The 23,937-nt window shown below is 72.3% G+C and carries 25 protein-coding genes; 6 read left to right on the top strand and 19 right to left on the bottom strand.

Features of this window, described 5'->3' with window-relative positions; translation table 11 throughout:
• The first annotated feature begins 54 nt into the window (after positions 1-54).
• Both AQJ84_RS10295 and AQJ84_RS10290 read left to right on the top strand, forming a co-directional pair.
• A complete protein-coding gene (locus tag AQJ84_RS10295; RefSeq protein ID WP_053190752.1) occupies positions 55-1,674 on the top strand; it encodes a fused response regulator/phosphatase in 1,620 nt (539 codons plus the stop codon).
• A gap of 53 nt (positions 1,675-1,727) precedes the next feature.
• Entirely contained in the window at positions 1,728-2,084 is a 357-nt protein-coding gene (locus AQJ84_RS10290) for a 5-carboxymethyl-2-hydroxymuconate Delta-isomerase (RefSeq protein ID WP_030039234.1), read from the top strand.
• 9 nt (positions 2,085-2,093) lie between these two features.
• Here AQJ84_RS10290 and AQJ84_RS10285 read toward each other — a convergent pair whose 3' ends face one another.
• The 3 genes from AQJ84_RS10285 to AQJ84_RS10275 are packed head-to-tail and all read right to left on the bottom strand — an operon-like array spanning position 2,094 to position 5,302.
• Positions 2,094-2,783, bottom strand: a complete 690-nt coding sequence (locus AQJ84_RS10285) for a TetR/AcrR family transcriptional regulator (protein WP_107082663.1) — start codon at positions 2,781-2,783, stop codon at positions 2,094-2,096.
• 56 nt (positions 2,784-2,839) lie between these two features.
• Positions 2,840-4,777, bottom strand: coding sequence for a hypothetical protein (locus AQJ84_RS10280; RefSeq protein WP_030039237.1), 1,938 nt, complete (start codon positions 4,775-4,777; stop codon positions 2,840-2,842).
• Positions 4,778-4,825: 48 nt separating this feature from the next.
• Positions 4,826-5,302, bottom strand: coding sequence for a tetratricopeptide repeat protein (locus AQJ84_RS10275; protein ID WP_374935083.1), 477 nt, complete (start codon positions 5,300-5,302; stop codon positions 4,826-4,828).
• Between the two features lie 145 nt (positions 5,303-5,447).
• On the opposite strand from AQJ84_RS10275, the gene AQJ84_RS10270 reads away from it, so the two are divergent.
• On the top strand, positions 5,448-5,888 hold the full coding sequence (locus tag AQJ84_RS10270) for a hypothetical protein (RefSeq protein WP_198536285.1): 441 nt from the start codon (positions 5,448-5,450) through the stop codon (positions 5,886-5,888).
• Between the two features lie 87 nt (positions 5,889-5,975).
• Here the strand turns inward: AQJ84_RS10270 and AQJ84_RS10265 are convergent, their stop codons facing one another.
• From AQJ84_RS10265 to AQJ84_RS10220, 11 genes are all read right to left on the bottom strand, one after another.
• The gene (locus AQJ84_RS10265; RefSeq protein ID WP_030039240.1) at positions 5,976-7,517 is read right to left on the bottom strand and encodes a DUF1996 domain-containing protein; all 1,542 of its coding nucleotides are present in this window, start codon (positions 7,515-7,517) and stop codon (positions 5,976-5,978) included.
• A 203-nt stretch (positions 7,518-7,720) separates the two neighbouring features.
• Positions 7,721-8,374, bottom strand: a complete 654-nt coding sequence (locus AQJ84_RS10260; RefSeq protein ID WP_053190719.1) for a LuxR C-terminal-related transcriptional regulator — start codon at positions 8,372-8,374, stop codon at positions 7,721-7,723.
• Complete coding sequence (locus AQJ84_RS10255) at positions 8,359-9,636, bottom strand: sensor histidine kinase (RefSeq protein ID WP_030039242.1); 1,278 nt, start codon at positions 9,634-9,636, stop codon at positions 8,359-8,361. The genes AQJ84_RS10260 and AQJ84_RS10255 overlap by 16 nt, the downstream gene beginning before the upstream one ends.
• 111 nt (positions 9,637-9,747) lie before the next feature.
• Positions 9,748-10,767, bottom strand: coding sequence for an SDR family oxidoreductase (locus AQJ84_RS10250; RefSeq protein WP_053190718.1), 1,020 nt, complete (start codon positions 10,765-10,767; stop codon positions 9,748-9,750).
• A gap of 75 nt (positions 10,768-10,842) precedes the next feature.
• The gene (locus AQJ84_RS10245) at positions 10,843-11,418 is read right to left on the bottom strand and encodes a winged helix-turn-helix domain-containing protein (protein ID WP_053190715.1); all 576 of its coding nucleotides are present in this window, start codon (positions 11,416-11,418) and stop codon (positions 10,843-10,845) included.
• Between the two features lie 121 nt (positions 11,419-11,539).
• The gene (locus AQJ84_RS44715; protein WP_106981153.1) at positions 11,540-11,662 is read right to left on the bottom strand and encodes a hypothetical protein; all 123 of its coding nucleotides are present in this window, start codon (positions 11,660-11,662) and stop codon (positions 11,540-11,542) included.
• A gap of 88 nt (positions 11,663-11,750) precedes the next feature.
• Positions 11,751-12,686, bottom strand: coding sequence for a DUF6891 domain-containing protein (locus AQJ84_RS10240; RefSeq protein ID WP_030039245.1), 936 nt, complete (start codon positions 12,684-12,686; stop codon positions 11,751-11,753).
• Positions 12,687-12,755: 69 nt separating this feature from the next.
• Complete coding sequence (gene glnII / locus AQJ84_RS10235; RefSeq protein WP_030039247.1) at positions 12,756-13,784, bottom strand: glutamine synthetase; 1,029 nt, start codon at positions 13,782-13,784, stop codon at positions 12,756-12,758.
• A gap of 358 nt (positions 13,785-14,142) precedes the next feature.
• Positions 14,143-14,820: an RlpA-like double-psi beta-barrel domain-containing protein gene (locus AQJ84_RS10230; protein ID WP_030039248.1), complete on the bottom strand. Its 678-nt coding sequence runs from the start codon at positions 14,818-14,820 to the stop codon at positions 14,143-14,145.
• 117 nt (positions 14,821-14,937) lie between these two features.
• Positions 14,938-15,756 carry a hypothetical protein gene (locus tag AQJ84_RS10225; protein WP_198536284.1) on the bottom strand — a complete coding sequence of 273 codons (819 nt, stop codon included), beginning with the start codon at positions 15,754-15,756 and terminating at the stop codon, positions 14,938-14,940.
• A 130-nt stretch (positions 15,757-15,886) separates the two neighbouring features.
• The gene (locus tag AQJ84_RS10220) at positions 15,887-16,246 is read right to left on the bottom strand and encodes an arsenate reductase family protein (RefSeq protein ID WP_030039250.1); all 360 of its coding nucleotides are present in this window, start codon (positions 16,244-16,246) and stop codon (positions 15,887-15,889) included.
• A gap of 174 nt (positions 16,247-16,420) precedes the next feature.
• Here AQJ84_RS10220 and AQJ84_RS10215 point away from each other — a divergent pair, with 174 nt between their 5' ends.
• The gene (locus AQJ84_RS10215) at positions 16,421-16,735 is read left to right on the top strand and encodes a hypothetical protein (protein ID WP_030039251.1); all 315 of its coding nucleotides are present in this window, start codon (positions 16,421-16,423) and stop codon (positions 16,733-16,735) included.
• A gap of 143 nt (positions 16,736-16,878) precedes the next feature.
• Here the strand turns inward: AQJ84_RS10215 and AQJ84_RS10210 are convergent, their stop codons facing one another.
• Positions 16,879-18,063: a winged helix DNA-binding domain-containing protein gene (locus tag AQJ84_RS10210; protein WP_053190709.1), complete on the bottom strand. Its 1,185-nt coding sequence runs from the start codon at positions 18,061-18,063 to the stop codon at positions 16,879-16,881.
• 290 nt (positions 18,064-18,353) lie between these two features.
• On the opposite strand from AQJ84_RS10210, the gene AQJ84_RS10205 reads away from it, so the two are divergent.
• Complete coding sequence (locus tag AQJ84_RS10205) at positions 18,354-19,721, top strand: DUF2252 domain-containing protein (protein ID WP_030039253.1); 1,368 nt, start codon at positions 18,354-18,356, stop codon at positions 19,719-19,721.
• A gap of 29 nt (positions 19,722-19,750) precedes the next feature.
• Here AQJ84_RS10205 and AQJ84_RS10200 read toward each other — a convergent pair whose 3' ends face one another.
• A complete protein-coding gene (locus AQJ84_RS10200; protein WP_030039254.1) occupies positions 19,751-21,385 on the bottom strand; it encodes an alpha/beta fold hydrolase in 1,635 nt (544 codons plus the stop codon).
• A gap of 231 nt (positions 21,386-21,616) precedes the next feature.
• On the opposite strand from AQJ84_RS10200, the gene AQJ84_RS10195 reads away from it, so the two are divergent.
• Complete coding sequence (locus tag AQJ84_RS10195) at positions 21,617-21,901, top strand: hypothetical protein (RefSeq protein WP_030039255.1); 285 nt, start codon at positions 21,617-21,619, stop codon at positions 21,899-21,901.
• Between the two features lie 40 nt (positions 21,902-21,941).
• On the opposite strand, the gene pspAB is transcribed toward AQJ84_RS10195, so the two are convergent.
• The 3 genes from pspAB to AQJ84_RS10180 form a co-directional block, all read right to left on the bottom strand.
• The gene (pspAB, locus tag AQJ84_RS10190) at positions 21,942-22,526 is read right to left on the bottom strand and encodes a PspA-associated protein PspAB (protein WP_030039256.1); all 585 of its coding nucleotides are present in this window, start codon (positions 22,524-22,526) and stop codon (positions 21,942-21,944) included.
• A gap of 2 nt (positions 22,527-22,528) precedes the next feature.
• Positions 22,529-23,449, bottom strand: a complete 921-nt coding sequence (gene htpX, locus AQJ84_RS10185) for a zinc metalloprotease HtpX (RefSeq protein ID WP_030039257.1) — start codon at positions 23,447-23,449, stop codon at positions 22,529-22,531.
• 137 nt (positions 23,450-23,586) lie between these two features.
• Positions 23,587-23,841, bottom strand: a complete 255-nt coding sequence (locus AQJ84_RS10180) for an SCO2583/SCO2584 N-terminal domain-containing protein (RefSeq protein WP_030039258.1) — start codon at positions 23,839-23,841, stop codon at positions 23,587-23,589.
• Positions 23,842-23,937 lie beyond the last annotated feature (96 nt).

The raw sequence follows: 23,937 nt of genomic DNA, 5'->3' as shown, positions 1-23,937 counted from the left end.
GTGGAGCAGGCCCCGGACCGGGTCTGCTCCACCGGTGTGTCCGAGGGCTGGCAGATGGACGTCGAGGGCAAGCGGACCGACACGACCGTGCTGGTCGTGGACGACGTGGCGGCCAACCGGTTCGCCATGGGCGCCCTGCTGCGCCGCGCCGGTCACCAGGTGGTCTGCGTGGGCGGCGGCCACGAGGCGCTCGCCGAACTCGACGTCCGGCTGCGCGACGGCACGCTGCCCGACGTGGCCCTCGTCGACGTGGGCCTGCCCGACATGAGCGGCTTCGAGCTGTGCCGCCGGCTCAAGGCCCGCCCGCACATGGCCGGCCTGCCCGTCGTGCACTTCTCGGCCGCCGCCGTCGCCCCGGGCGATCGCCGCCTGGGGCTGGAGGCGGGCGGCGAGGCCTATCTGACGGTGCCCGCCGAGCCCGGGGAGATCGACGCGGTGCTCCGGGCGGCGGTACGCGCGGCCCGGCTGCGGGCCGGCGACCAGGCGCTGGCCCGGCGGCTGTCGCTGCTGTCGGAGGCGATCGTCACCATCCAGGCGGCGCGCTCCCTGCAGGGCCTCGCCGACGCCGCCGCCGAGGGCGCCGCACGGCTCACCGGCCAACCGGCCGCCGTCTTCGTCCTGGGCCCCGACGACGAGCTGTACCGCGGCAGCTCCCGCGACCGCACCTCGCTCGCACTGCCGGACGCGGGCGCCCACCGGGCCGTGGCCGCTCTGCTCAGGCGGCTCACCCGCGGGCAGGAGGGGGTGCAGATCACCAGCGTCGCCGCGCCGCTGTGGCCCGCCGGGTTCTTCCGCCCCGGCGTGCAGCACGACGCCCGCCTGGTGCTGATCCCCACCCAGGACGGCAGGGCCGCGGTGTGCCTGGCCACCCCCACCCGCGGGGTGCGCAGGGTGAACCCCGAACGCGAGACGCTGATGGCCCGGCTGGCCCAGGCCACCGTGCTCGCCGCCGAACCGCTGCTCATGTACCAGGTCGAGCGGCACGTCGCCCTCACCCTCCAGCACAGCTTCCTGCCACAGCCGCACCGGCTGCCGGAGCTGCCGGGCATCGACGTCGAGGTCCGCTACGTGCCCGCCTCCCGGGAGACCGAGATCGGCGGCGACTTCTACGCCGCCCTGCGCGTCGGCGACGGGGTGCTGGTCGGGGTGGGCGACGTCGTCGGGCACTCGCTGGAGGCGGCCACCGTGATGGTCGAGATCCGGCACGCGCTGCGCGCCTACTGCGTCGACGAGAGCGACCCGGCCGTACTCGCCGAGCGCCTCGACCGGATGCTCCAGCACTACCATCCGGACGTCACGGCGACCGTCTGCCTGGCCCTCATCGACCCCGGCACCGGACGCACCCTCATCGCCGACGCGGGCCACATCCCGCCCCTGATCATCCGGGACAGCGGCAGCGCCGAGTACACCAAGGCGTCCGGCCCGCTGCTCGGACTGGGCGTGCCCCACCCGCCGCCCACCGAGCTCTTCCTCGAACCCACCGACCGGCTCCTCATGGTCACCGACGGGCTGATCGAGACCCGGGGCGTGGACCTCGCGGTCTCCATGGAGCAGCTCCGGGTGGCCGCCGCCGAGGCCCCGCACGGCCTGGACACCCTGTGCGACACCCTGCTCGGCTGCTTCGGGCACGACCGGGAGGACGACATCGCGATGCTGGCGCTGAGACCGGTCTGAGCGGCGGGCACGGCGGTTAGGGTGAGCCCTGTTGACCTAGAACAGGAGTGCCCATGCCGCAGATCACCGTCGACTACTCCGCGCCCCTCGCCGAGGGCTTCGACCGGCGCGGTTTCGCGCTCGCCCTGCACGACACCGTGGTGGAGATCGCGGCCGCGAAGTACGAGGCCTGCAAGACGCAGTTCCGCGCCACCGAGGACACGACCGTGGGCCGGGACACGGAGGGGCACGCCATCGTCCATGTCACCCTCGGCCTGCTCGCCGGCCGCACGGACGAGACGAAGGCGCGACTGACGGAAGCCGTGCTGGAGACGCTGCGCCGGCACCTGAAGGTCGCCGACGGTGTGGCCCTGCACGCCACCGCCGAGGTGCGCGACCTCGATCCGTCGTACCGCAGGTTCGAGAGCTGAGCCCCGCCGTCAGGAGGCCAGCGCGACCAGCCGGACGACCAGGTCGCTGAACGGCCCGTCGCCCGGCTCGTCCTTGACGATGTCCCGCATCACCGCGGCCATCTCCTCGTCGTACGTCGCGCTCACGGCGGCCAGCGCCGCGAAGTCGTGCACGAGCTGCACCTCGAGCTCGCCGCGCGGGATGCGCCGGCCGTCCAGCCAGATCAGCGCGGTCGACTCGGCGAGCGAGATCCAGGAGCGGACGACCAGTTCCAGCCGCGCGGGCGGGTTGGTCACCCGCAGATGCGACAGGATCTGGTCATACGCGGCCTGGCGTACGGCGTCGACGAGCGCGTTCGTCGTCGACGAGCCGACGGCCGGGCCGCCGCGCATCAAGGCCGAGAAACCGGGCCCGTGATCGTCGACGAAGTCGAAGAAGCGGCGCATCACCCGCAGCAGCCGGGACCCCAGCGGGCCCTCCTGCGGCTCGACGAACCGGCTCGCAAGATCCTCCGAGGCACGCTTCAACGCGGCCTCGTACAGGCTCAGTTTGCCGGGGAAGTAGTGGTAGACCAGCGGGCGTGAGATACCGGCGGCCGCCGCTATCTCGTCGATGGAGACCTCGTCGGGCGAGCGACGGCTGAACAGTTCGAGGGCTACGCCGATCAACTGCTGCCGCCGCTCCTCGACACCCATTCTGCGGCGTACCCCGGTAGTCATACGAACACCTTACCGATCGAATCCGGCCCCGAACGGACCGGACCGGCCAGTGGTGTTCAGCCCAGGGCATCGATCTTGCGCCCGCTGAGCAGCCTGCCCTTCAGTCCGGCCTGGGCGCCCTGCGTGGTCCTCACGGCCAGGAGGTTGCCCTGCGCCACACCGTCGATCCCGCCCGTCGCCGTGATCGACGCCGTGTTCCGGCTGCCCGCCGCCAGCAGGTACCAGGACCCGGCCTGCGACTTCCACAGCACGCCGGCGAGCACGTGCGGGTCGCGGGGGCCGCACTCCGGCACGTTCTCCGCCTTCGCGGCGACCGCCCCGTACGCCCCGCCCGGGGTGTGGAACTGCGCCAGCACGCGCGTCCCGCCACCCCGCCAGGTCTCCGCGCGGGTGCACACCCACGAGGCCGACCCGCCGGCGTCGGGCAGCGGCTGGGTGGCGTACTCCCAGGCGTTCACGGACCGCACACCCTGCGACCGCACGGTGGACAGGGAGCACGCGAAGGGCGCCCAGGCACGCAGGGCCCGGGTGCCGGAGGTGTCGCGCTCCGAGCCGGGGCGTCCGGTGGTGAGGCGGGCCGGGACCAGTTCGCCGAGGTCGGTCGACAGGTGGGTGCCGGAGGCGTCGCTCAGCTGGAGCACGTTCCACGAGGTGCACGCGCCGGTCTGCTGGAGGGGGCCGGCCAGCGGCGCGGTGACGCCGTCGGTGAGGGGCAGGTCCATCGCGCCGGAGCCCGGCTTCGCCAGGTCCCGCTCGGCCGCCTTCGTCACCCACGGGGCCGTCAGGTAGCGGACGTTGCCGTCGGCCCGGCCCAGGACCACCGCGCTCGCCTCGGCGCCCGTCGCGCCGTCGACCCGCGCGAAGTCGAGGGCGGCGCCCTTCGTGCTGTCCTTCGGTTCGGCGTAGCGGGCGATGCGCAGGCCGTCGTAGAGGATCACCACGCGCGCGTTGTCGACGGCACCGGCGTACAGCAGCTGCGGCGGTCCGGCCGGGCCGCCCGAGGGGGTGCCCTTGGTCGCGGAGACCTGGACGGTCTCACCGGGGCGGGCCCAGACGGCGAGGGCCCGGCGCAGCAGCGCCTTGTCGTGGGTGAGGTCGCCGCGGGCGGGCCAGACGGAGAAGTCGGTGCGCGCGGCGGACTGCCAGGCCGCGGCCGGGACCCTGGTCACCCGGTCCGGGTCGAGGGCGGCCTGGGCGGCCGGGTTCTGCGCGTACGCGGGCGCGGCGGCGCCGTCGGGGGCCCAGCCGTCGCCGGGTAGTCCGAGCAGCGCCCCGCACACGGCCACGGCCGCCGCGGCGGCGAGCGCGGCCTTGAGGTGCTGACGGCGCCGCATCAGGTCGGTGGGCCGGGCCTGCAGCGAACAGGGGTCGAACTCGGGGGAGTCGAGGAGCGGGTACCGGGCGGCGACGGTGTCGGCCTCCTCCAGCGCGCCGTCCACGTCGTCGACGCCCGCGGCCGCCAGTGCATCGAGGACCTCGCCGTCGGGAAGCTTCTCGAGGCCACGTAGCACGTACGCGGCGCGACCCGGCCCGGACAGCGCGGACAGCCGCTGGTCCAGGGCGAGTTCGTCGGCCCCTCCCGAACGCGGGAAGAGGCGCAGGCCCCACACGTGCGGCAGCAGCGGCGGCAGCTGGGACCGCTTGGGCCACGCCCGGAACGTCAGCGGCAGCCCCGCCTCCAGTGCCGTACGCAGGACCCGGAGCCGGACGCAGGCGTAGCCGGGGTCGCCCTCGCGGCCGGTCGACTGGGCCGGGATCACGGGCACGGGCGTCCGGCGCCTCGGCAGGGCGCGCTGGGTGAGCGCGTGCGCGGTCAGAACGCGCCGGTTGCGGCCGAGACCCGGGGGCAGCACCAGATAGGCCAGCCGGACCAGCCGGGGGTAGTGCTCGACGAGCGCGGCCTCGGCCTGCTCGACGTCGACGAGCGGGTCAGACGCCGAGGAGGAGGAGGCGGAGGCGGGTGCGGGGCTCGGGGCGACATCCTGTGACTGCACGTTCAGCAGAACGAGCGAATCCTCGGATGGTCACCTGGCTGCGGAGAGTCACGTGCCGGGCTCGACGAGCTGACGCGCGTAGTTCGCCATCGACCGCTGGTAGCGCGGCAGATGGGGAGCGAGGGCGCCCAGCACGAGGGAGAGGCCCTCCCGGTCGCGGCCGAGACTGGACAGGCACAGGGCCAGACATCCTCGTACCGCGTCGTCCAACTCGTCCGAGGGGGCGTCCAGTTCGGGTGTCAGCAGCTTGACGGCCTCCTCCGCCTGCCCGATGTTCCGCAGGGAGCTGGCGAGCTGGATCCTGGTCCGCCGGCCCTTGTAGCCGTCGAGGCCGCGTGCGAGCGCCTCCCGGTACAGCGGTACCGCCCGGTCCGAGTGGCCCGTCGAGTCCCAGGCGCAGGCCCGCTCGAAGAGACCGAGGGGACTGTCGGCCGGGAGCTCGGCGGCCAGCGCGTCGATCACCGCGCGGAAGTCGGCCGCGTCCGCTTCGGCGTAGTCGTCGAAGGTGGCCCAAGCGGCGGTCACGCGGTCTTCCCAGTCCTGGTTCACCGGGACACTCTCGCACGGGCGTGCCACGGTGACACCGGTATTTTGAGCGCACCGCGCGCGGGAGCCGTATCGAAGGAGACGGGCTCCCGCCGGAGCCCGCCGGAAGGGACCGGAGGAACACATGAGGTTGACCCGACCGATGCTCGCGCTCGGCGGCGCGGCGCTGGCGCTTGCGCTGGCGGGCTGCGGATCCGGCGAGGAGAAGGACGCCGTGCCGGAGACGGCCACCGGCAGCCTGGAGCACCTGGCGGCCGAGGTGAAGTGCACGCCGAACATGACGACGGACGCCGACGAGATCCGCCAGGCCGTCTGCAAGAACCCCGACGGCAAGTTCATCCTCGCGACGTTCAGCACCGACCGCGGCCAGCGTGAGTGGATCAACGGGGCGAAGGACTACGGCGGTCACTACCTGGTCGGCCGCAAGTGGGTGGCCGTGGGCGAGACCAGCACGATGACGGCGCTGCGCGGCACGCTCGGCGGCGACATCGAGGAGGGCACCGACCACGCCGCGCACGAGGGGTCGCACGAGCCCTCCGACGGTGCGACGCACTCCGGTCACTGAACCGGTCACGGCACACGGGAAAGCCGGCGGTGAGGAATCCTCACCGCCGGCTTTCTCAGTGGATCAGTCGCTCAGTGGATCAGGCGATCACTTGCACTGCTTGCCGGTGTTGATGCAGTTGACCATCTTGTTCATCGTGTTCTGCGAGAAGAAGTTGATGAAGTCGTTGTGGTCGGTGATCGGCTTGTGCAGGTTCTCCGGGAAGGAGTCCACCGCGTACGGCTGCACGACCTGTCCGTTCTGGAGCTTCGGGGCCGGGACGTTGTAGACCAGACGGACCTGGAGCTGGGGAATCGCCTGGAAGCCGTTGGCGCAGGTGCCGTCCGCCTGGACGAACGCCACGTGCGTACGGTGGTTGGCGCTGTCGATGTTCTTGCCGTCCCAGCAGCTCTGGAAGTTGCTCGTCCGGACGACCTGGCTGCCCTGCGGGCAGATCGGGTACTTGTCCTTCAGCTGCACCTTGTTCTCGAAGCCGGTGCAGCTCCAGTTCACGTTGGCGTTGCCGTTGCCGTTGACGAAGGCCTTGGCGTCACCGGTGATGATGCGCAGGGCAGTCGGCATCGCGACGACATTGCCCTTCTTGTTGCCGACGAACTTCAGCTGTGCCTGGGCGGGCTGGAGGATCTTGCCGACGTTGCCCTCCTTGCCACCACCGTCGTTGTTCTGGTCGAAGTCCTGCGAGCCGTCCTGGAGACGAAGTACCGGCCAGAAGTACGAGGACTTGTCACCCTGGTTCTGGCAGCTGGTGCCGGCACCCGCCAGCTCCTGGTCGTTCGCGAAGGCGTCGTTGTTCTGGTTGCCGACGTAGTCGTGCAGGTGGTGGGCACCGTTGGTGACACCCGGGGCGACGATCACGTTGTCCGTGTTGTGGTTGTCGTTCCCGTTGGTGCCGCAGTTCGAGGTGAAGCTGCCCCTCGAACCGCTGTTGCCGTTCGCGGGCAGACCGTTCTGGCCCACGCCCTGCTGGGCGTTGCCCTGGACCTTGGTGATGTCCACGAAGTCCGCCGCCGCCGGGCCGTTGCCGCCCTGGCCGCCGTTGCCACCCTGGCCGCCGTTCTGCTGGCCGCCGTTTTGCTGGCCGCCGTTTTGCTGGCCGCCATTCTGCTGGCCGCCGTTCTGCTGGCCACCGTTTTGCTGGCCGGCGTTGGGCTGCGGGGCGGCGGTCTGCGTGGTGCAGGCGGCGAGCTGGCTCAGCGAGTTGTTGAAGTTGCCCCCGACGCGCTGGATGTTGATCCGGATCCGGTCGATCGCCGCGGCCCGCTTGTCCTTGAGCGGACCGACGATCGCGTTCTGGACGAAGCCCGAGTCGCCTGCCTGGGCCTGACGGGTGGAGGCAAGCCGGGCGTAGGCTTCGGTGATCTGCTTGTCGAGGTTCGCCAGCTCCTTGTCGACACCCGCGCGCGCCTTGGCGGGCACGCTCGTCAGCTTCTGCCCCACGTCCGGGCAGGAGATGGTGGCTACCTGCGCTGCGGCGGCCTTGATCTGGTTCTGGCCCGAGCCGTTGGACTCGTGCGCCGAAGCATAGAAGTTGACCCAGATCAGCCCGCCCCCACCGAGCGCTAGGGCCGCCGACGCGGCTATGGCTTTGCCGGCCATCGACGAACGGCGTTTACGTGTGTTGCGTCCCATGGAACTCCTCTGACTTCCTTGCGGGGCTATCGAGGCGCCCGACAGGAGTGAAGCGGCTCCCCTGAATACGCGGGCGGTCCCACGGGTGTTCAGCCGTCTCAGAAATTAATGAGAAGACCGTCCGACAATTCGGTTTCAACTGACCAGGAAGCACCGGGAGTTGCTGATCCCTCACGCAGAGGTGTCCGGACGGGGCGCTGATTTCAGCGGCCGTGGTCGAGATACGCGAGAACCGCTAGGACGCGGCGGTTGTCGTCGTCCGACACCTCCAGGCCCAGTTTGGCGAAGATGTTGGCGGTGTGCTTCGCGATGGCCCGTTCCGTGACCACCAGCTTGGCGGCGATCGCCGCGTTGGTACGCCCCTGCGCCATGAGTTCCAGCACCTCCAGCTCCCGGGGCGTGAGCCGGCCGAGCGGCTGGTCGTCGGCCGCCCGCCGGGACAGCAGCTGCTGGATCACCTGCGGGTCCATCGCCGTGCCGCCCGCCGCGACCCGTCGTACGGCGTCCACGAACTGTTCCGCGTCGAACACCCGGTCCTTGAGCAGATAGCCGACCCCGCCGGTGCCGTCGGCGAGCAGCTCACGCGCGTACAGCTGCTCCACGTGCTGCGACAGGACCAGCACCGGCAGACCGGGTCTGGCCCGGCGGGCGTCCAGCGCGCACTGCAGGCCCTCGTCGGTGTGCGTCGGCGGCAGCCGGACGTCCACCACCGCGACGTCCGGCTGCAGTTCGGCCAGCGCGGCGGCCAGCTCCGGCCCGCTCTCGACGGCCGCGGCGATCTCGAAGTCGTAGGCCTCCAGGAGACGGACGAGTCCGTCGCGCAGCAGGAACAGGTCTTCGGCTAGGACAACGCGCAAGGCATCTCCATGGTGACCATGGTGGGGCCGCCCACAGGGCTGCTGACGGCCAGGACGCCGTCGAATGTACCCAGCCTTCGCTCGACTCCGGCGAGGCCCGAACCGGTCTCGGTCACCGCGCCGCCCTTGCCGTTGTCGGTGACCGAGATCCGCAGCATGCCCTCCGCGTGGTGCAGGTCGACCCAGATCCGGTCGGCGCCGGCGTGCTTGACCGCGTTGGTGAGCACCTCGCTGACCGCGAAGTACGCCGCCGACTCCACGGGCGCCTCCGCCCGGCCGGGCAGCTCCACCGTCACCTCGGTGGCCACGGGCAGCCGGAGGGCCAACGCCCGTACGGCGTCGCCCAGTCCCCGCTCGGCGAGCACCGGCGGATGGATGCCGCGCACCAGGTCGCGCAGCTCGGCCAGAGCGTCCACGGACGACTGGCGGGCCTGCGCGAGCAGCTTCCTGGCCTGCTCCGGGTTCTTGTCCAGCAGCATCTCGATGGTCCCGAGGTCCATGCCCATGGCGACCAGCCGGGCCTGTGCCCCGTCGTGCAGATCCCGTTCGATGCGCCGCAGTTCGGCGGCGGAGGTGTCGACGGCGTCGCGGCGGGTCTCGGTGAGGACGCGTACCCGCTCGGCCAGTTCGCGCTGGCCCGCGCCGAGGACCGACCGGGTCAGCCGGAAGTGGGCCTCCAGCAGCCGCGGGGTGAAGAAGTGTCCGAAGAAGAGGAGGACGAGCCCCAGGGCCGCGGCGCCGAACGCGGAGGCCTGGTCCGTGACCCGCACGAAGCCGTACCAGTAGGCCCCGCCCGCCGAGTCGGCGAACACCCGCCACAGCCCGAGCGCCAGCGCGAACCCCTCCAGCGGGTAGAGCAGCAGCACGGCCGGCAGCAGCGCGGTGAGGAACCCGGCGGTCATGTCGACCGGCAGCCACCGCAGGTCCCGCCAGGTCGCCGGGTCCGACAGCATCCCGAAGGTGCGTGTCCACGGGTTCGCGTCCTTCGGGATCGGCCGGTACGCCGACGGGATCCGCACCCCGGCCCACCGCACCGCCAGCACCCGCCTCCAGTCGGCGAACGCCCGTACGCCGGTCAGCACCCAGGGCGTGGTGACGAGCCCGACCCCGATCGGGATCAGCGCGATGGACACCAGGGACAGCGTGAAGCACAGCACCGCCCCCGGCAGCGTCACCAGCGCCAGCCCCAGCCCCCGCACCGCCGCCCGCCAAACGCCGCGCACCCGCGTGGAGTTGCCGCTCGTCGTCTCTGTGGTCGTCATGGCGTCAGTCTCGCCGAAGGGCAGGCGGGGGGCACTGGGGCTGGGCGGCGGTTCGGGGGGTGGTGCTGGGTACACCCCGGTGGCCGGGCCGGCTGCCGCCCACCCCGCGTTTCAGGCTTGGCCGTCACCCCCGCTCGCCGCGAGGACCTCCGCCTCCCGTTCCGGGTCCAGTCCCACCACCGGCCGGTCCGGACGCTGTGGGGCCACCCCGCCGATGCTCCGCAGCCAGCCCCAGGTGTCCGCCACCGTCTCGGCGACCGGCCGGCAGCGCAGGCCCGCGGCCAGTGCCCGGGAGACGTCCGCGCCGTGCAGGGCCGCGTGGCCCTCGCTGTCCGGCGGCAGCCACACCGGCAGGTGCTGCCAGGGCTCGATGCCGGCGTCGAGGATCACCTCCGGGTCGGTCCAGCGCAGTTCGGCGGCCGCTCCGGTGACCTCCACGCAGGCATCAAGGAGCGTGCCCATGGTGGCGTGCCCGGCCGGTCCGACGAGGTTGTACGGTCCGCTCGCCCGCTTCTCCACCGCGTCGAGGGTCCATCGCGCGAGGTCGCGGACGTCGACGTACTGGACGGGGAGGTCGCGGGGGCCGGGCGCGAGGACGGGGCCGCCGCGGGCGACGCGGGTCAGCCACCAGGGCAGCCGGCCGATGTTCTCGTACGGGCCGAGGATCAGCCCGGCCCGTACCAGCAGGGAGCGGTCCGCGCCGAAGGCGTCGACGGCGGCCAGCTCGCCGCCCCGCTTGTCCCGGGCGTAGTCGCTCTGCTCGGCGTCGGCGAAGGCGCCCTCCACCAGCGGCGAGTTCTCGGTGTACCCGGCGTCTCGCGGCCACGCGTACACCGAGCAGCTCGACACGTACACGTACCGCTCGGCGCGGTCCCGCAGCAGCCGCGCCGCGTCGTGCACCGCCCGGGGCGCGGCCGACCAGGTGTCGACGACCACGTCCCACGCGCCGTCGCCCTCGGACAGGGCGGCGAGCCCGTCGGGCGCGGTGCGGTCGCCGTGCAGTGACCGCACACCGGCCGGGGGCTCGTGCCGCCCCCGGTGGAAGACGGTCACCTCCCAGTCGCGCCCCAGGGCCGCCTCGACGACGGCCCGTCCCACGAACTCCGTACCGCCCAGCACCAGAAGTCTCATGCCGGTCACTGTGCCCGGTGGCGGGGCGGGAGGGAACCGGGATCTGCCGTCGGCAGAGGAGGCGTGGTGGTGGGCTCAGCGTCCGGTCGGCGGCGTGTACTTGTAGCCGACCCGGCGCACGGTCTGGATCGTCTGCCGGTGCTCGGAGCCCAGCTTGCGGCGCAGCCGGGCGACGTGGACGTCGACCGTGCGGCCGTCGCCGACATGGCCGTAGCCCCACACCGTGGTGACCAGCTGGTCGCGGGTGTGCACCCGGTGCGGGTGGGTGACCAGGTGGGCGAGCAGCTCGAACTCCAGGTAGGTGAGGTCGAGTGGGCGCCCGTCCACCGCGGCCGTGCGCCGTACGGTGTCGATGCGCACGAGCGGGTCGCCGGCGTCGGTGACCGGCCGGCCGGCCTCCGGCACGTCGGGCACCGCCACCGGCGCGAAGGGCGGCTGCTGGTCGGCCGGGACGAGCACCAGGTAGCCGATCATCGGCGGCCGGCCCGGCAGGACGGGCAGGGTGTGCTGCGGTGCGGGCAGCCAGGTGGCGCCCGGCGGCAGGAACTCCGAGACGTCGACCACCTCGTCCCGGTCGACGGCGCGCAGCCGGTGACGCGGACCGTCGGGGGAGGAGAGGGCGGCGGAGGTGAGAGAACGAGTGGTCGCCATGAGAGGTCAGCTCTTTCGCGCGAGAGAGTCGTCAGGAAGGTCGACGGCCCCGAGTTCGTGGTCGGGCTCGTCGAGGGGACCTACGTCGTTTCGCGCTGGCCGAAGGCCGGGGTGTACGGCTTTAGAGGGCCGGCGCGTTCATCGCGCGGCAACACACCCGGTCGAAGTCGTGGTGCTGACGGGAAGGCCAGAAGGGCTCGAGGTCGTGGCGACCCGTCGCGGTGTACTTCTGGAAGCTGGCCATGGGCCCATTGAAGCAGACACAGGCCCGTGACAGGAGCCTCCTCTCACTGCTTGGACGCCGCCGCGGCGTGAGCCGGCTCTCACCCGCCTCACCCCACCAGGCGTTTGCGCCAGTTCAGGGGCGTGACGTCGATCGCTTTGGCCGGATCGCCGTCCCACCGTGCGGACAGCCCGGCGGCGGTGAGGGCGGCGACGACCTGATGTCCGACGGCCGTGGTGGTCGCCTCGGAGTCGTCGAACCCGCCGTAGTAGAGGGAGAGTCCGTGCCCTTCCGCCGCGGCCCGGGTGCCCTGCTGGTGGAAGAAGACGAAGCCGCGCACGCCGTCCCTGCCGTCCGCCTCGGCGCCGATCTCCGCCATGCCGCAACTCCGGCAGCAGGTGAAGTCCTCGCGGGCGACGACGCCTTCGCCCTCCAGGGCCGCGAAGGCCCGCTCCAGGCGGTCGGGGTCGGTCGGCCCGGACCACGCCTCCTGCTGCTCCACCCGCTCCAGCCAGAGCCGCTCCACGATCACGCGTGCCTGGCCGGGGGACAGGGGCGGCTCGGCGGCACCGTCCTGGACCAGGTAGACCGTCTCCTGGACAAGCCGCTCGATGCCCAGGTAGCCGTCGTCGAGCAGCCGGCGCACGAATTCCTCGGCCCGCGCCGCGAGCTCGGGGTCGGGCGCCGGGACCTCCTGGGGCGGTGCGAGCTCGTCGCGTCGCCAGGTCACCCCGGCGTCCCAGTCCGCCTCCTGCCGCGCCCAGCGGGCCATGACACCGGCGACGAGATCGGGGTCCTGGACCTCGGTGACCCACATGTACGGCACCTGGCCCGTGCGGTGCTGGAACTCGTAGACCCCGCCGCGGGTGTGGGCGACCTGGATGAACACCCCCGGCCGGTCCGGTGTCCGCTGCACGACGAGGAAGTGGTCGTCGTCCCCGCCGATGCGGTGCACCAGCTCCCTCAGCCGTGCCGCCGGAATCCGGGTGTGCGTCTGCCGGTTCTCCGTCTTGACCTTGATCGCAAGGCCCCCGTCGATCTCCATGGCAGCGCACGATACGCCGTAGGGGCGCCCGCCGGGATGGCGGGCGCCCCTACGGGACGAACGGGGGGATCAGACCTGGCCGGCCTTCTCCAGAGCCGAGCAGCAGGTGTCGACGATCAGGCGCGTCACCAGGTACGGGTCGACGTTGGCGTTCGGACGGCGGTCCTCGATGTAGCCCTTGCCGTCCTGCTCGACCTGCCACGGGATACGGACCGAGGCGCCACGGTTGGAGACACCGTAGGAGTACTCGTTCCACGGGGCGGTCTCGTGCAGACCGGTCAGGCGGTCGTCGATGCCGGCGCCGTAGTTCTTGACGTGGTCGAGCGGCTTGGAGCCCTCACCGAGCGACTCGCACGCGGTGATGATCGCGTCGTAACCCTCGCGCATCGCCTTGGTGGAGAAGTTGGTGTGCGCACCGGCGCCGTTCCAGTCGCCCTTCACCGGCTTCGGGTCCAGCGTCGCGGAGACGCCGAAGTCCTCGGCGGTGCGGTAGAGCAGCCAGCGGGCCACCCACAGGTGGTCGGAGACCTCCAGGGGGGAGACCGGACCGACCTGGAACTCCCACTGGCCGGGCATGACCTCGGCGTTGATGCCGGAGATCGCGAGACCCGCCTTGAGGCAGTTGTCCAGGTGGGCCTCGACGATGTCACGGCCGAAGATCTCGTCGGCGCCGACACCGCAGTAGTAGCCGCCCTGGGGGGCCGGGAAGCCGCCCCGGGGGAAGCCGAGCGGGTAACCGTCCTTGAAGAAGGTGTACTCCTGCTCGATGCCGAAGATCGGCTCCTGCGAGGCGAACTTCTCGGCGACCTCGGTGAGCGCGGCACGGGTGTTGGACTCGTGCGGCGTCATGTCGATGTTGAGGACCTCGCACAGGACGAGGATGTCGTCGCCGCCGCGGATCGGGTCCGGGCAGGAGAAGACCGGCTTGAGGACACGGTCCGAGGAGTGGCCCTCGGCCTGGTTCGTGGACGACCCGTCGAAGCCCCAGATACCGAGCTCGGCACCCTTGGCGTCGTCCGCCAGGATCTTCGTCTTGGAACGGAGCTTCGCCGTCGGCTGGGTGCCGTCGATCCAGATGTACTCAGCCTTGAAGGTCACGGGCCACTTCCTTCGGGGGTGTGTCTAGAAGCACTTGCGGGTGCAGCGGCGCTGCGGCACTGAGGCACCGCTTTCTGTCCGGCAGCCTGTCAACAGGCGATTTCCCGGTCATTGCTCGAATGTGAACCCCGTGTTACCTGGGGATGCTGTGGTGCGACTCACGCTGTGAGGGCCCGCGGGGCGCGGGGAGCGGCGGCGCGGGGGCCCGAAAAGGAGTGCCGTGGTGGCTCGTATGCGATGGGGTAGGGGGCGGCGCGCGGGGGCACCGGAGGGCCGCGGACATGCCGGTCCCGCCGCCCCTGGCCGGGGGCGGCGGGACCGCTGACACGTACTGCTGCCTGCTACGGGCGTCGTGGCCTCACCCCACCTTCTCGATCACCGCTCGGCGGATCAGGAACTTTCCGGGCTCCCGTACCTGCTCGAAGGCGGCGTTGTTGAGCAGGACACAGCTGCCGGAGACCGAGGTGACCTCCACCGTCGTGGACTGGTTGTTGTCCAGGTTGGTGACCTTCAGCTTCGTACCGGCCGGGAACTGGTTGCTGGACGCGGCCGGGGCGCCGCCCTCGCCGGACAGGGTGACGGTCGAGCCGTTGCACACCTGCTCCCCGGCACCACCACCGTCGCCGCCGTCGGCGGGCGGCGCCTGCGAGGGGTCCTCGGCCTGCGTCGGGGGTGCGCTCTGCGCGGGTGGTGCGGTCTGCGCCGGCTGGGTCGCCTGGGAGTCCTGAGCCGACTCCCCGACGACGCACCCCGACGCCTCCTGCTGCACCTTGATCTGCGCGATGACGGCCTCGCGGTTGGCGATCCGGGCCTCGGACTGAGCGTCCGGGGCGGCCCGCTGGCCGTCGATGAACTTCTGGTTGTTGCCGAGGGCGGTGGCGAGACCCTGGCAGACGCTCGACTGCGCGGCCGTCTGCGGGGACTGCGCGGCGTTCGAGGTGGCCGCCATGACGAAGGCGCCGCCTCCCGCCACCGTCGCGGCACTCGCCAGCAGCGCGATCTTCTTCTTCGTACTGAGGGTTCTCCTACGGGACATGCGCGGCTCCTGAGAGGTAGGGGAGCGTACGCCGCTATGTACGAGATACCGAACGAGGTGACTCAGCGGTTTACAGGAGTCACCGAAGTGGCGTGTGTCACAAGGGAGTTGCCGCGGTCAGCTCGTGCCCTCTCCCTGCTCGTACGCCGCCACCGTGTCGCTGACATGCCGGAGCAAACCCTCGGTCTGGCCCGTCAGCTCGGCCTCCCCGGTCTCCGCCCCGTCGCCCCACTGCCCGTTCGCGAACACCACCGAGCGCACGGTCATCAGCCGCCGGAAGACCCCGGCCGAACCCGGCGGCACCGTCGGCAGCCCGGCGCCGGGCGGCGGGTCGAGCGAGACCACCTGGTACGTCACCGGGTCCGTCGAGGCCATCGCGAACACCGCCGAGGCGTCCTCGACCCGCCGGAAACCCAGCACGCTGACCGTCACCTGGGAGCGCTGCTCGGTGTCCGTGAACAGTGCCGCCGTCAACCGGACGCACCCCTCGCCCTGCTCGATCAGCGCGGCCAGCTCGGGGGACATGCCCCGGGCGCAGTCGGTGGTGGTGGCCAGGTCGACGCGGTGGAACCGGGAGCCGTCCGCCAGGCGCACGTTCTGCTGCGGGAATGCCTGCTCGGGCCGGATCACGGGCCGCGCGAGCAGCGAGGGGAGGGCCGCCGGGGCGTCGGAGGGCAGGGAGGCGGTGACGGACGGGGCGGGGGCGCCCGAGTCCTCGGTGGTCGTCGTCAAGGGAGTGGCCGCCGGTGCCCCGTCGTCACCGCCCCCCGCGTACAGCACGGCACCCGCGGCGATCGCGGCCACGAGGACCACGCCCGTACCGGCGGCGACCGCGCGTCGCGTGCGGCGTCTGCCGCGTATCCGCTCCTGCTCGGCCACCCACGCGGCGTACGGGTCGGCGGCGTGCGGGGGCATTCCGTGATCACCGAAGCTCATGGCCGCGGAGGGTAACAGCGCGCGCCCGCCGAACTCCCGCCGCCCGACAAACAGTTGAACACCCGGCCAAGGGGGCAAAGGGGGCAGCGGGACAGGAAGCCCGACGCGACGGATCGCGGCGGAACGGATCTCAACGGGACAAGGCGTCCCGTACGGACTCCTCGCTGCGGCCCACCACCGCCGTACCGTCGTCCGCCGTGATGATCGGGCGCTGGATCAGCTTGGGGTGCTCGGACAGCGCCTTGACCCAGCGGTCGCGCGAAGTGTCGTCCCGCGGCCAGTCCTTGAGACCGAGCTCCTTCGCGGCGGCCTCCTGGGTGCGGGTGATGTCCCAGGGTTCGAGGCCGAGGCGCTCCAGTACGTCCCGGATCTCGTCCTCGCTCGGCACGTCCTCCAGATAGCGGCGGACGGTGTAGTCCGCGCCCTCCGCGTCGAGCAGGGTGAGCGCGCTGCGGCACTTCGAACAGGCCGGGTTGATCCAGATCTCCATGCGGCCCACGGTACGCGAGAACCCGTCCTCCACGCCCGTCACAGCACCCCCGAAAGGCCTTGTGGCCAGGGGCTTTTGTCAGTGCCGGGCGGTAGAATAGAAGCAGTGTTCGAGGGTGTCGCCGGGGTGTCGAGATCTCCGGGCCGACGCCCTGACCGCGACAGGAGGATGCCCGTGCCCGCTGCCGCACTGAAGCCGAAGCCGTTGCCCACCCAGTCCACCGCGAAGCGCCCCGTGCTGCTCGACATGCCGTTCGCACCCGTGGAGAAGTGCCCGCTGCCGCCGGGCCGTCCACGCGAGTGGTACGTCAGCCACAACCGTCGCCTCAAGGCCCTGCGCCTCGCGATCGCCCTGCTCGACTCGGGCGTCTACCTGCCCAACCAGGCCCGCAACGAGACGATCCGAAGCACGGCGGAGACGATCGGCGTCCACCCGCCGTCGGACACCACGTGCCACATGGTGCGGGCGCTGATGCGCTACTCGCGTTGAGCCGACGCGCCGGGCGCCCCGAGTCCCGGGGCGCCCGGCGCCGGTGCGAACCCATGTGCCGTCAACCTGCCCGGCCCGACTCAACCCGGCCCGACTCAACCCAACCCGACTCGGCCCGATCCGACTCGACTCAACCCGCCCCTCTACGCCGACAACTCCTTCTCCAGCGGCGTCCGGAACCGCGGTGTCACCCGCGTCGTCCCCACCCAGCGCCGCAACCGCTCCGCCTCCGCCGCGATCGCCGTCTCCGCGTCGCGCCCCAGCCCCTCCGTGTCCAGCAACCGCCACACGATCTCCCCGTCCGGCCGCTGGGCCCAACCGCCCACCACCCGGCCGTCCCACCACACCGTCGGCCCGACATTGCCGCTGCGGTCGAACAACGCGGGCCGCAGCTCCGGCGCCAGATACCAGTCCCGCCGCTGCCAGCCCATCGCCGTCGGATCGAGTCCCGGCAGCAGCGCGGCCCACGGCTCGGCGGGCCCCGCCACCGGGCCGACGTCACCGGCGACGACGTACCCCACCCCCTCGTCCAGGGACACCGGCCGCGCTCCGATCGCCGCCAGCGCCCGGCGTACGTCCGTCACCTTCCACCCCGTCCACCACTTCAGGTCCGCCTCCGTGGCCGGGCCGCACGCGGCCAGCCACCGCCCGAGCAGCGACGCCTGTGCCCCCGCCGCGTCCAGTTCGGGGTGGGCGGGAGCCACCGCCCAGCGGAACCGGCTGGACGTCCAGGTGCCGAGCGGCCGGCCCCGGACGACTTTGCCCTCCACACCGAGCACCCTCAGCAGCCGTGTCGAGACGGTGTGGACGCCCTCGTAGCCCGTGCCGGCCGCGTACACGAACTGCTCCCGCAGCCGCGGTTCGTCCTCGGCGAGTTCGGTCGCCGTCGCCTGCCCGCGCCGGGCCAGCGCGGCCAGTGCCGCGTCCTCGACCTCCTTCAGCCAGGCCGCGTCCGGCGCCCCCGCCTTCCCCATGTCCCTGAGCAGCGCGGCACGCTCCCGCGCGGCGACCGTGAGGCCGGTCGAGGCGTGGACGACCGCGGTCAGTTCCGTCGGGAACACGAAGACCGTGTGGCGCATGCCGTGCATCCGCACCAGCCCACCGTCCTCGTACAGCGCCCGGCCGGTCTCCGCCACGGTCCGCGCGGGGTCGGCGAGCCGCGCGCCCACGGCCAGGTACACCGTCGCCGGATCGGTGCCGTGCAGAGCGACCAGCGAGTCCGCCACCTCCTGAGGCCCCGCCGCCCGTGTCACCCCGGCCAGCCGGTGCCGCAGCGCGAGCCGCGCCCGCCGCTCCGCCACACCGACGTACCGCTCCTCGTCACCCATCCCGGCCTCCACCCGTCGCGCCCCCTGTGGGCATCCTCGCGGACGGCACCGACAGCGGGCGGCACCGACAGCGGACGGCAGCCACAGACGGGTCGGCGCAGCGACCGACGGGTCGACGCGGCGACCTGACCGAGGCACCCGACGCGGGAGGGCGGACCCCGCCCCGGTCACCCGTTTGCCGTACCCGGCATGCGAGGCCCCACCCCCGGGCCTTCACTGCGATCAGGAGGTGCCGACGTCCGAGAACCGAGTGTCCGGGGCCAGGGAGGCATGATGCGGAGACAACGCGGATGACAGCGCCCGGCGACCCCGCCCACCGCTTCGACCCCGCCGCCCGCGCCGCCCGCGGCAAGGCCGCCCGCAAGCGCGTCCCCCGCTCCGCGCACGCCGCCTGGCTGCCCTCCGTGGACCGCCCCGACCCGGTGGGCGTCCTGGAGCGGCAGGGCCGCGACCGGCTTCCGGAACTGCTGCCGGTGCGCTACGGCCGGATGACCGCCTCGCCCTTCGCGTTCCTGCGCGGCGCGGCCGCGGTGATGGCCGCCGACCTCGCCGCCCAGCCGCACACCGGCCTGACCGTGCAGCTCTGCGGCGACGCCCACCTGCTCAACTTCGGCCTGTACGCCTCTCCCGAGCGGGCCCTGCTCTTCGACCTGAACGACTTCGACGAGACCTTCCCCGGTCCCTTCGAATGGGACGTCAAACGCCTCGCCGCCAGCGTCGCCGTCGCGGCCCGGGAGAACGGCCACAGCGAGGCGAGGACCCGCCGGGCCGCCCTGGAGGCGACCGCCGCCTACCGACTCGCCATGCGCCGCCTCGCCCCGCGCGGCGAACTCGACGTCTGGTACGAGCGGATCGACGCCGACAGCCTGCTGCCGCTGGCCCGCTCCGCGCGGCACCGCCGCCGCGTCGAGTCCAGCATCACCCGCGCCCGCCGCCGCACCAGCCTCCAGGCCCTCGCCAAGCTCACGGAGGTCGTCGACGGACGTCTGCGCATCATCGACGACCCACCGCTGCTGGAGCCCGCCGGAGTCCCCGACACGGCCGCCCTGCGCAAGATCTTCAGCGACTACCGCTCCACCCTCGCCGAGGAACGCCGACTGCTCCTGGACCGGTACCGGTTCGTGGACGCGGCCCGCAAGGTCGTCGGGGTCGGCAGCGTCGGCATGCGCTGCTTCATCGTGCTGCTGGCCGGCCGGGACACGGAAGACCCGCTGTTCCTCCAGGTGAAGGAGGCGCGGACGTCCGTACTGGAAGAGCACCTGCCGAGCGGGCCGTACGTCCATCCCGGGCACCGCGTCGTCGCCGGGCAGCGGCTGCTCCAGGCCGCCGGCGACATCTTCCTGGGGTGGATGAGCGGGCCACAGGGCCGGGCGTACTACTGGCGGCAGCTGCGCGACATGAAGGGCACGGCGGACGTCGCCGGCATGAACCCCACCGACCTCGCGGCCTACGCCCGCCTCTGCGGCACCGCCCTGGCCCGCGCCCACGCCCGCTCCGGCGACCGCATCGCCATCGCCGGCTACCTGGGCGGCGCCGACACCTTCGACCAGGCCGTCACCGACTTCGCCCTCGCCTACGCCAACCAGACCGCCCACGACCACGCGACGCTGGGCGCGGCGGTGGCGGCGGGGGTGGTGCGGGCGGCCCCGGGGGAGTGACGGCCCGGTTCGCCGCGACCGGACCGGCCTCAGCCGTACCGCTCCACCAGCCCCGCCACGTACTCCTCCAGCCGCCCGCCCAGCACCTCCGGCGTCAGATCCCCACGCCCCAACTCGCGCCAGGGACCGGCCAGCTTCGCCGCGTGAGGGGCGTAACCGAGCGCGTCCAGCAGCCGCCAGTACAGATGGTCGGCCCCGTCGGCGAGTCCGCGCCCGCCGTGCGCCTCGTAGCGGGCGCGGAAGCCGAGCCCGCAGGCCGGCCCGTGCAGCAGTGCCAGGGCCGTGGAGCAGTGGGCGACGTCCAGGTCGGCGGGGCCCCACGACGTCTCGACCCAGTCGACGACCCCGCTGACCCGCAGCCCGTCCCCGCCGCCTTCGAACAGCACGTTGCCGGGATGGAAGTCCCGGTGCAGGAAGCACCCCTCGTAGGACGGGGGTTCGCGGCGGATCACGTCCACCGCACGCTCCCACAGCGGCCCCGGCGGCGTGAGCACCCGCTCCGGCGAGGTCCACGCCTGGTACGGGCGCGGTCGTTCGTCCGGTACCACCGCGTGGATCCGGACGAGCTGGGCCGCCAGCAGGTCCAGGCGCTGCTCGAGCTCACCGCCGTCCGCCTCGTCGACCCGTACCCGCCCCGGAAGCAGCGACATCAACAGCGAGGGATGATCGCAGAGTTCGGCCGTGGGGTCGACGGCCACCGGCCGCGCGGCGGGGATACCCTCCTGCCCGGCGAGCAGGCCGAGGACGGCCGCTTCCCGGGCCAGCATGCCGGGGGCGTGCAGACGGAAGAAGGGCTTCACGAAGGACCGCAGCACCAGCCCCGTGCCGTCGTCGAGGGTCAGGCGGCGCATCTGGGAGCTCCACCCGCCGGACAGCTGACGGACGTCACGGACCGAGCGCCCGGCGGGGAGCTGCTTGGCCACCCACGACCGGGTCGCCTCCCACCCCTGCGTGAGCAGGGCGGACACGAACTCCCGCCGGTCATCGGCGTGATCACGAAACCACAGCCCCAAACGGTGTTCCGCCTGCGGCAGGTCGAGGCGCGAGAACTGCGCGCGAGCGCACAGTGCCTCCTGCACCGTCTCCGTCACCTCGGGCGGGATCACCGCGTCGGTGCCCGGCACCGCGAGCACCGCCCGCCCCTCGTACGCCCGCAGCACGTCGAGCGCCCGTGACCTCCGCCAGCTGCCCGGGGTCCGGATGATCCCGCTGAACGGACCGTCACCGGCGCCGAACGGCACGTCCCACGCCTCGTCGGTGTAGACCGCGGGCGCGCACAGGCCCAGGGCCGTGACCCGCTCGCCGTAGTGCGCGGCGAGGTCGGCCACCGTCTGCCCGCTCATGCTGAAGCCGACCAGGACCAGCGGCCCGCCCGCCGGGACGAAGGCGTCGATCACCGACACCGCCTGCTCGAATCGGCGCCGCAGGCTCAACTCCCCCAGAAGTCCGCTGCTTTCGCCGTGTCCGGAGAAGTCGAAGGCCAGGCTCTGGCAGCCGTGCGCCGTGAACTCGTCGAAGAGCGGCAGCAAGCGCTCCTTGCTGCCGTTTCCGGCGCCGTGCAGCAGGACGGCGGTGGCACGCGTGACACCACCGCCGTTCCCGCCGCGCACACCGCTGAGACGTTCGCCGTCGTATTCGTGTGTGAAGGGGATCAGTTGGCCCATCCCGCCATTCACTCATGGCCCCGCCCCTCGAAAAGGAGATGCACCCTGAGTGATCGCCTCCCTACGCTGGAGACGCGTCGAGGAGCAGCCCCTGACACGTCCGGCGGAACAGGCATCACCCGCGGGCTCGGGGCTACCCTCTACGCACCGACGGACCGGCCGCCCACCCCAAGCGCCCCGCCGGCAACACCGATCACCGCTCGGACCCATCCACGCCCACGGAGGCCCGTCATGGGCACCATCGTCATTTCCTCAACCGTCGTCCTGGTCGTCCTGGGCTTCGGCAACCCCCTCTGGTGGCTCGTCGCCGTCGCCGTGCTCTTCCTGTACGTGCAGTACGGGCGCGGCCCGTCCGCCCCGTCGGCACCGACGGGCGGACCGCCCTCGGCGGGAGCCACCCCCGCGAGCTACCGCGCCTACCGCGACCGCCGTGACAAGCAGGCCAGGTGGGAGCGCCGCTACCGCCGCGAGCGTCCCTTCGAGTCGCGCCGCCAGGCGCGCGAGAAGAGCGGGTGACAGGAGCGAGCGGAGGAGAGCGGGTGACGACCGCGGCACTTCACAGGCCGGGTGCGCCCCACACGGGGAACCAGCGGTTCAGATCCGCCTCGACCCGCAGGTCGTCCGCCAGTGCCGCCTTCACCCGCAGTTCCAGCGCGTTGTCGCGCCGCTGCCCCTCGCCGGGCAGTGGCGCGAACGGGTAGAAGGTGCCCCGCTTGTAGAGGTAGACCAGTGCCAGCGACCGGCCCCGCGGGTCCTGGAACCCGGCCAGCGAGCACAGCAGCTGCGGCCCGAAGCCGTTGACCTCCATCGCGCTGTTCACCGCGTGCAGGTCGTTGACCAGCAGCGGCAGCTGGTCGGGGGCACGCTCGGACACCAGCCACGAGTAGCCGTAGCCGTCCCGGCGCAGCTGAACCGGAGGTCCGTCGCGGTCGGTGTCCGCGTCGAGCAGGGCCTGCACCTCGCGGTGCGTGTGCTCGAAGGCCGCGCCCTCGACCGTGGCGAAACACACCGCGCCGCGCCCGGTCGGCGTGAGGGAGGCGGCCACCTCCAGCGTCACCGCCGCCGACGGCAGCGCGAACAGCTGGTCGAGATCGGGCGCGACCGGCTTCGTCCGGCCGAGCAGGATGTCCAGCAGCCCCATTCTCAGCCCGCCCTCCCCGGGGTCGCGGCCTCGCCCAGCTCGCCGGAGATCCGCCCCAGCTGGTCCAGCCGCTGCTCCAGACTGGGGTGGGTCGAGAAGATCCGTGCCACGCCCGGCTCCGCGCCGAGCGCCGGGGTGAAGTAGAAGGCGTTGAAGGCCTGCGCCGTCCGCAGGTCCTTGGAGGGGATCCGGGCGATGTCGCCGGAGACCTTGGTGAGCGCGGACGCCAGTGCGGAGGGACGTCCGGTGAGCAGGGCGGCCGCCCGGTCAGCCGCCAGCTCCCGGTACCGGGACAGGGCCCGGATCAGCAGGAAGCTGATCGCGTACACCGCCGCCGACACCCCCATCACCGCGGCGAAGACGACAGCGGTGTTCTGGTCCCTGCGGCCCCCGCCGAAGAGCTGTGAGTAGAACGCGAACCGCACGATCAGCCCCGCGATCACCCCGAGGAAGGACGCGATGGTGATCACGGCGACGTCCTTGTGCGCCACGTGCGACAGCTCGTGCGCGAGCACACCCTCCAGCTCCGCCGGCTCGAGTCGCCGCAGCAGACCGGTGGTCACACACACGACGGCGTTGTCGGGGTTGCGCCCGGTCGCGAAGGCGTTCGGCATGTCCATCTCCGACACGGCGACCACCGGCTTGGGCATGTCCGCGAGGGCACACAGCCGGTCGACGACCGCGTGCAGCTCGGGATACTCCTCCCGGCCCACGACCCGCCCGCGCATCGCGAACAGGGCGATCCGGTCGGAGAACCAGTACTGGGCGCCGAGCATCCCCGCCGCCACGACCACGACCAGGACCCATGACTTCAGCAGCACGACCAGCGCCGCCACGAAGGCCACGTACAGCAGCCCGAGCAGGAACATCGTGACCGTCATCCGTACGGTCAACCGCCGGTCGCTCCGAAAACGGCTCCGCATCTCGCATCACCCCGCAGTCAGGCACTCGCCCCACTGTCAGTGTGCACCCGGCCCCGCCATGAAGCGGTTGTGACCAGCTCTAGGGGCAGCAAAGGCTCAGCCCGGCGGGCGGGACCGGAGGTGGGAGCGGCGCCCGGTCAGTAGGGCCGGAAGTTCGCGTACCCCAGCAGTAGGATGACCGCCGCCACGCATCCGAGCACGATGACCGTCGACACCCACGACGACCGGCGTGGTCCGACGAACTCGGGGTCGGCGCGGAACGGCTGCGGCCGGGGCGGGTTCTCCTTCCAGCGCGCGGCCAGCATCCGGGCCCGCGCGGAGGGCTCCTTGTGCTCGGCGTCGTCGGCCCACCTGAGGTCGAACTCCCGCTCCGCGTCGTCCTGTCCGGGCATCCCCGCAACCCCCGTCGCTTCTTTCGAACAGTTGTGCCGCACACTTTACGACGGCGCCCCCGCCCTGGGAAACCAGGAGCGGGGGCGCCGTGAGGC

Origin of the sequence: Streptomyces resistomycificus (genome assembly GCF_001514265.1) — a bacterium.
Taxonomy (GTDB): Bacteria; Actinomycetota; Actinomycetes; order Streptomycetales; family Streptomycetaceae; genus Streptomyces; species Streptomyces resistomycificus.
Note: the sequence above shows the minus strand (reverse complement) of the source record. Positions and strands in the feature narration are given on the sequence as shown.

Bases quoted from the DNA above. Each gene is read 5' to 3' on its own strand.
- AQJ84_RS10295 (WP_053190752.1), top strand. From the start codon at position 55: ATGGACGTCGAGGGCAAGCGGACCGACACGACCGTGCTGGTCGTGGAC.
- AQJ84_RS10290 (WP_030039234.1), top strand. From the start codon at position 1,728: ATGCCGCAGATCACCGTCGACTACTCCGCGCCCCTCGCCGAGGGCTTC.
- AQJ84_RS10285 (WP_107082663.1), bottom strand. From the start codon at position 2,783: ATGACTACCGGGGTACGCCGCAGAATGGGTGTCGAGGAGCGGCGGCAG.
- AQJ84_RS10270 (WP_198536285.1), top strand. From the start codon at position 5,448: ATGAGGTTGACCCGACCGATGCTCGCGCTCGGCGGCGCGGCGCTGGCG.
- AQJ84_RS10265 (WP_030039240.1), bottom strand. From the start codon at position 7,517: ATGGGACGCAACACACGTAAACGCCGTTCGTCGATGGCCGGCAAAGCC.
- AQJ84_RS10255 (WP_030039242.1), bottom strand. From the start codon at position 9,636: ATGACGACCACAGAGACGACGAGCGGCAACTCCACGCGGGTGCGCGGC.
- AQJ84_RS10250 (WP_053190718.1), bottom strand. From the start codon at position 10,767: ATGAGACTTCTGGTGCTGGGCGGTACGGAGTTCGTGGGACGGGCCGTC.
- AQJ84_RS10245 (WP_053190715.1), bottom strand. From the start codon at position 11,418: ATGGCGACCACTCGTTCTCTCACCTCCGCCGCCCTCTCCTCCCCCGAC.
- AQJ84_RS44715 (WP_106981153.1), bottom strand. From the start codon at position 11,662: ATGGCCAGCTTCCAGAAGTACACCGCGACGGGTCGCCACGACCTCGAG.
- AQJ84_RS10240 (WP_030039245.1), bottom strand. From the start codon at position 12,686: ATGGAGATCGACGGGGGCCTTGCGATCAAGGTCAAGACGGAGAACCGG.
- AQJ84_RS10230 (WP_030039248.1), bottom strand. From the start codon at position 14,820: ATGTCCCGTAGGAGAACCCTCAGTACGAAGAAGAAGATCGCGCTGCTG.
- AQJ84_RS10225 (WP_198536284.1), bottom strand. From the start codon at position 15,756: ATGAGCTTCGGTGATCACGGAATGCCCCCGCACGCCGCCGACCCGTAC.
- AQJ84_RS10220 (WP_030039250.1), bottom strand. From the start codon at position 16,246: ATGGAGATCTGGATCAACCCGGCCTGTTCGAAGTGCCGCAGCGCGCTC.
- AQJ84_RS10210 (WP_053190709.1), bottom strand. From the start codon at position 18,063: ATGGGTGACGAGGAGCGGTACGTCGGTGTGGCGGAGCGGCGGGCGCGG.
- AQJ84_RS10205 (WP_030039253.1), top strand. From the start codon at position 18,354: ATGACAGCGCCCGGCGACCCCGCCCACCGCTTCGACCCCGCCGCCCGC.
- AQJ84_RS10200 (WP_030039254.1), bottom strand. From the start codon at position 21,385: ATGGGCCAACTGATCCCCTTCACACACGAATACGACGGCGAACGTCTC.
- AQJ84_RS10195 (WP_030039255.1), top strand. From the start codon at position 21,617: ATGGGCACCATCGTCATTTCCTCAACCGTCGTCCTGGTCGTCCTGGGC.
- pspAB (WP_030039256.1), bottom strand. From the start codon at position 22,526: ATGGGGCTGCTGGACATCCTGCTCGGCCGGACGAAGCCGGTCGCGCCC.
- htpX (WP_030039257.1), bottom strand. From the start codon at position 23,449: ATGCGGAGCCGTTTTCGGAGCGACCGGCGGTTGACCGTACGGATGACG.
- AQJ84_RS10180 (WP_030039258.1), bottom strand. From the start codon at position 23,841: ATGCCCGGACAGGACGACGCGGAGCGGGAGTTCGACCTCAGGTGGGCC.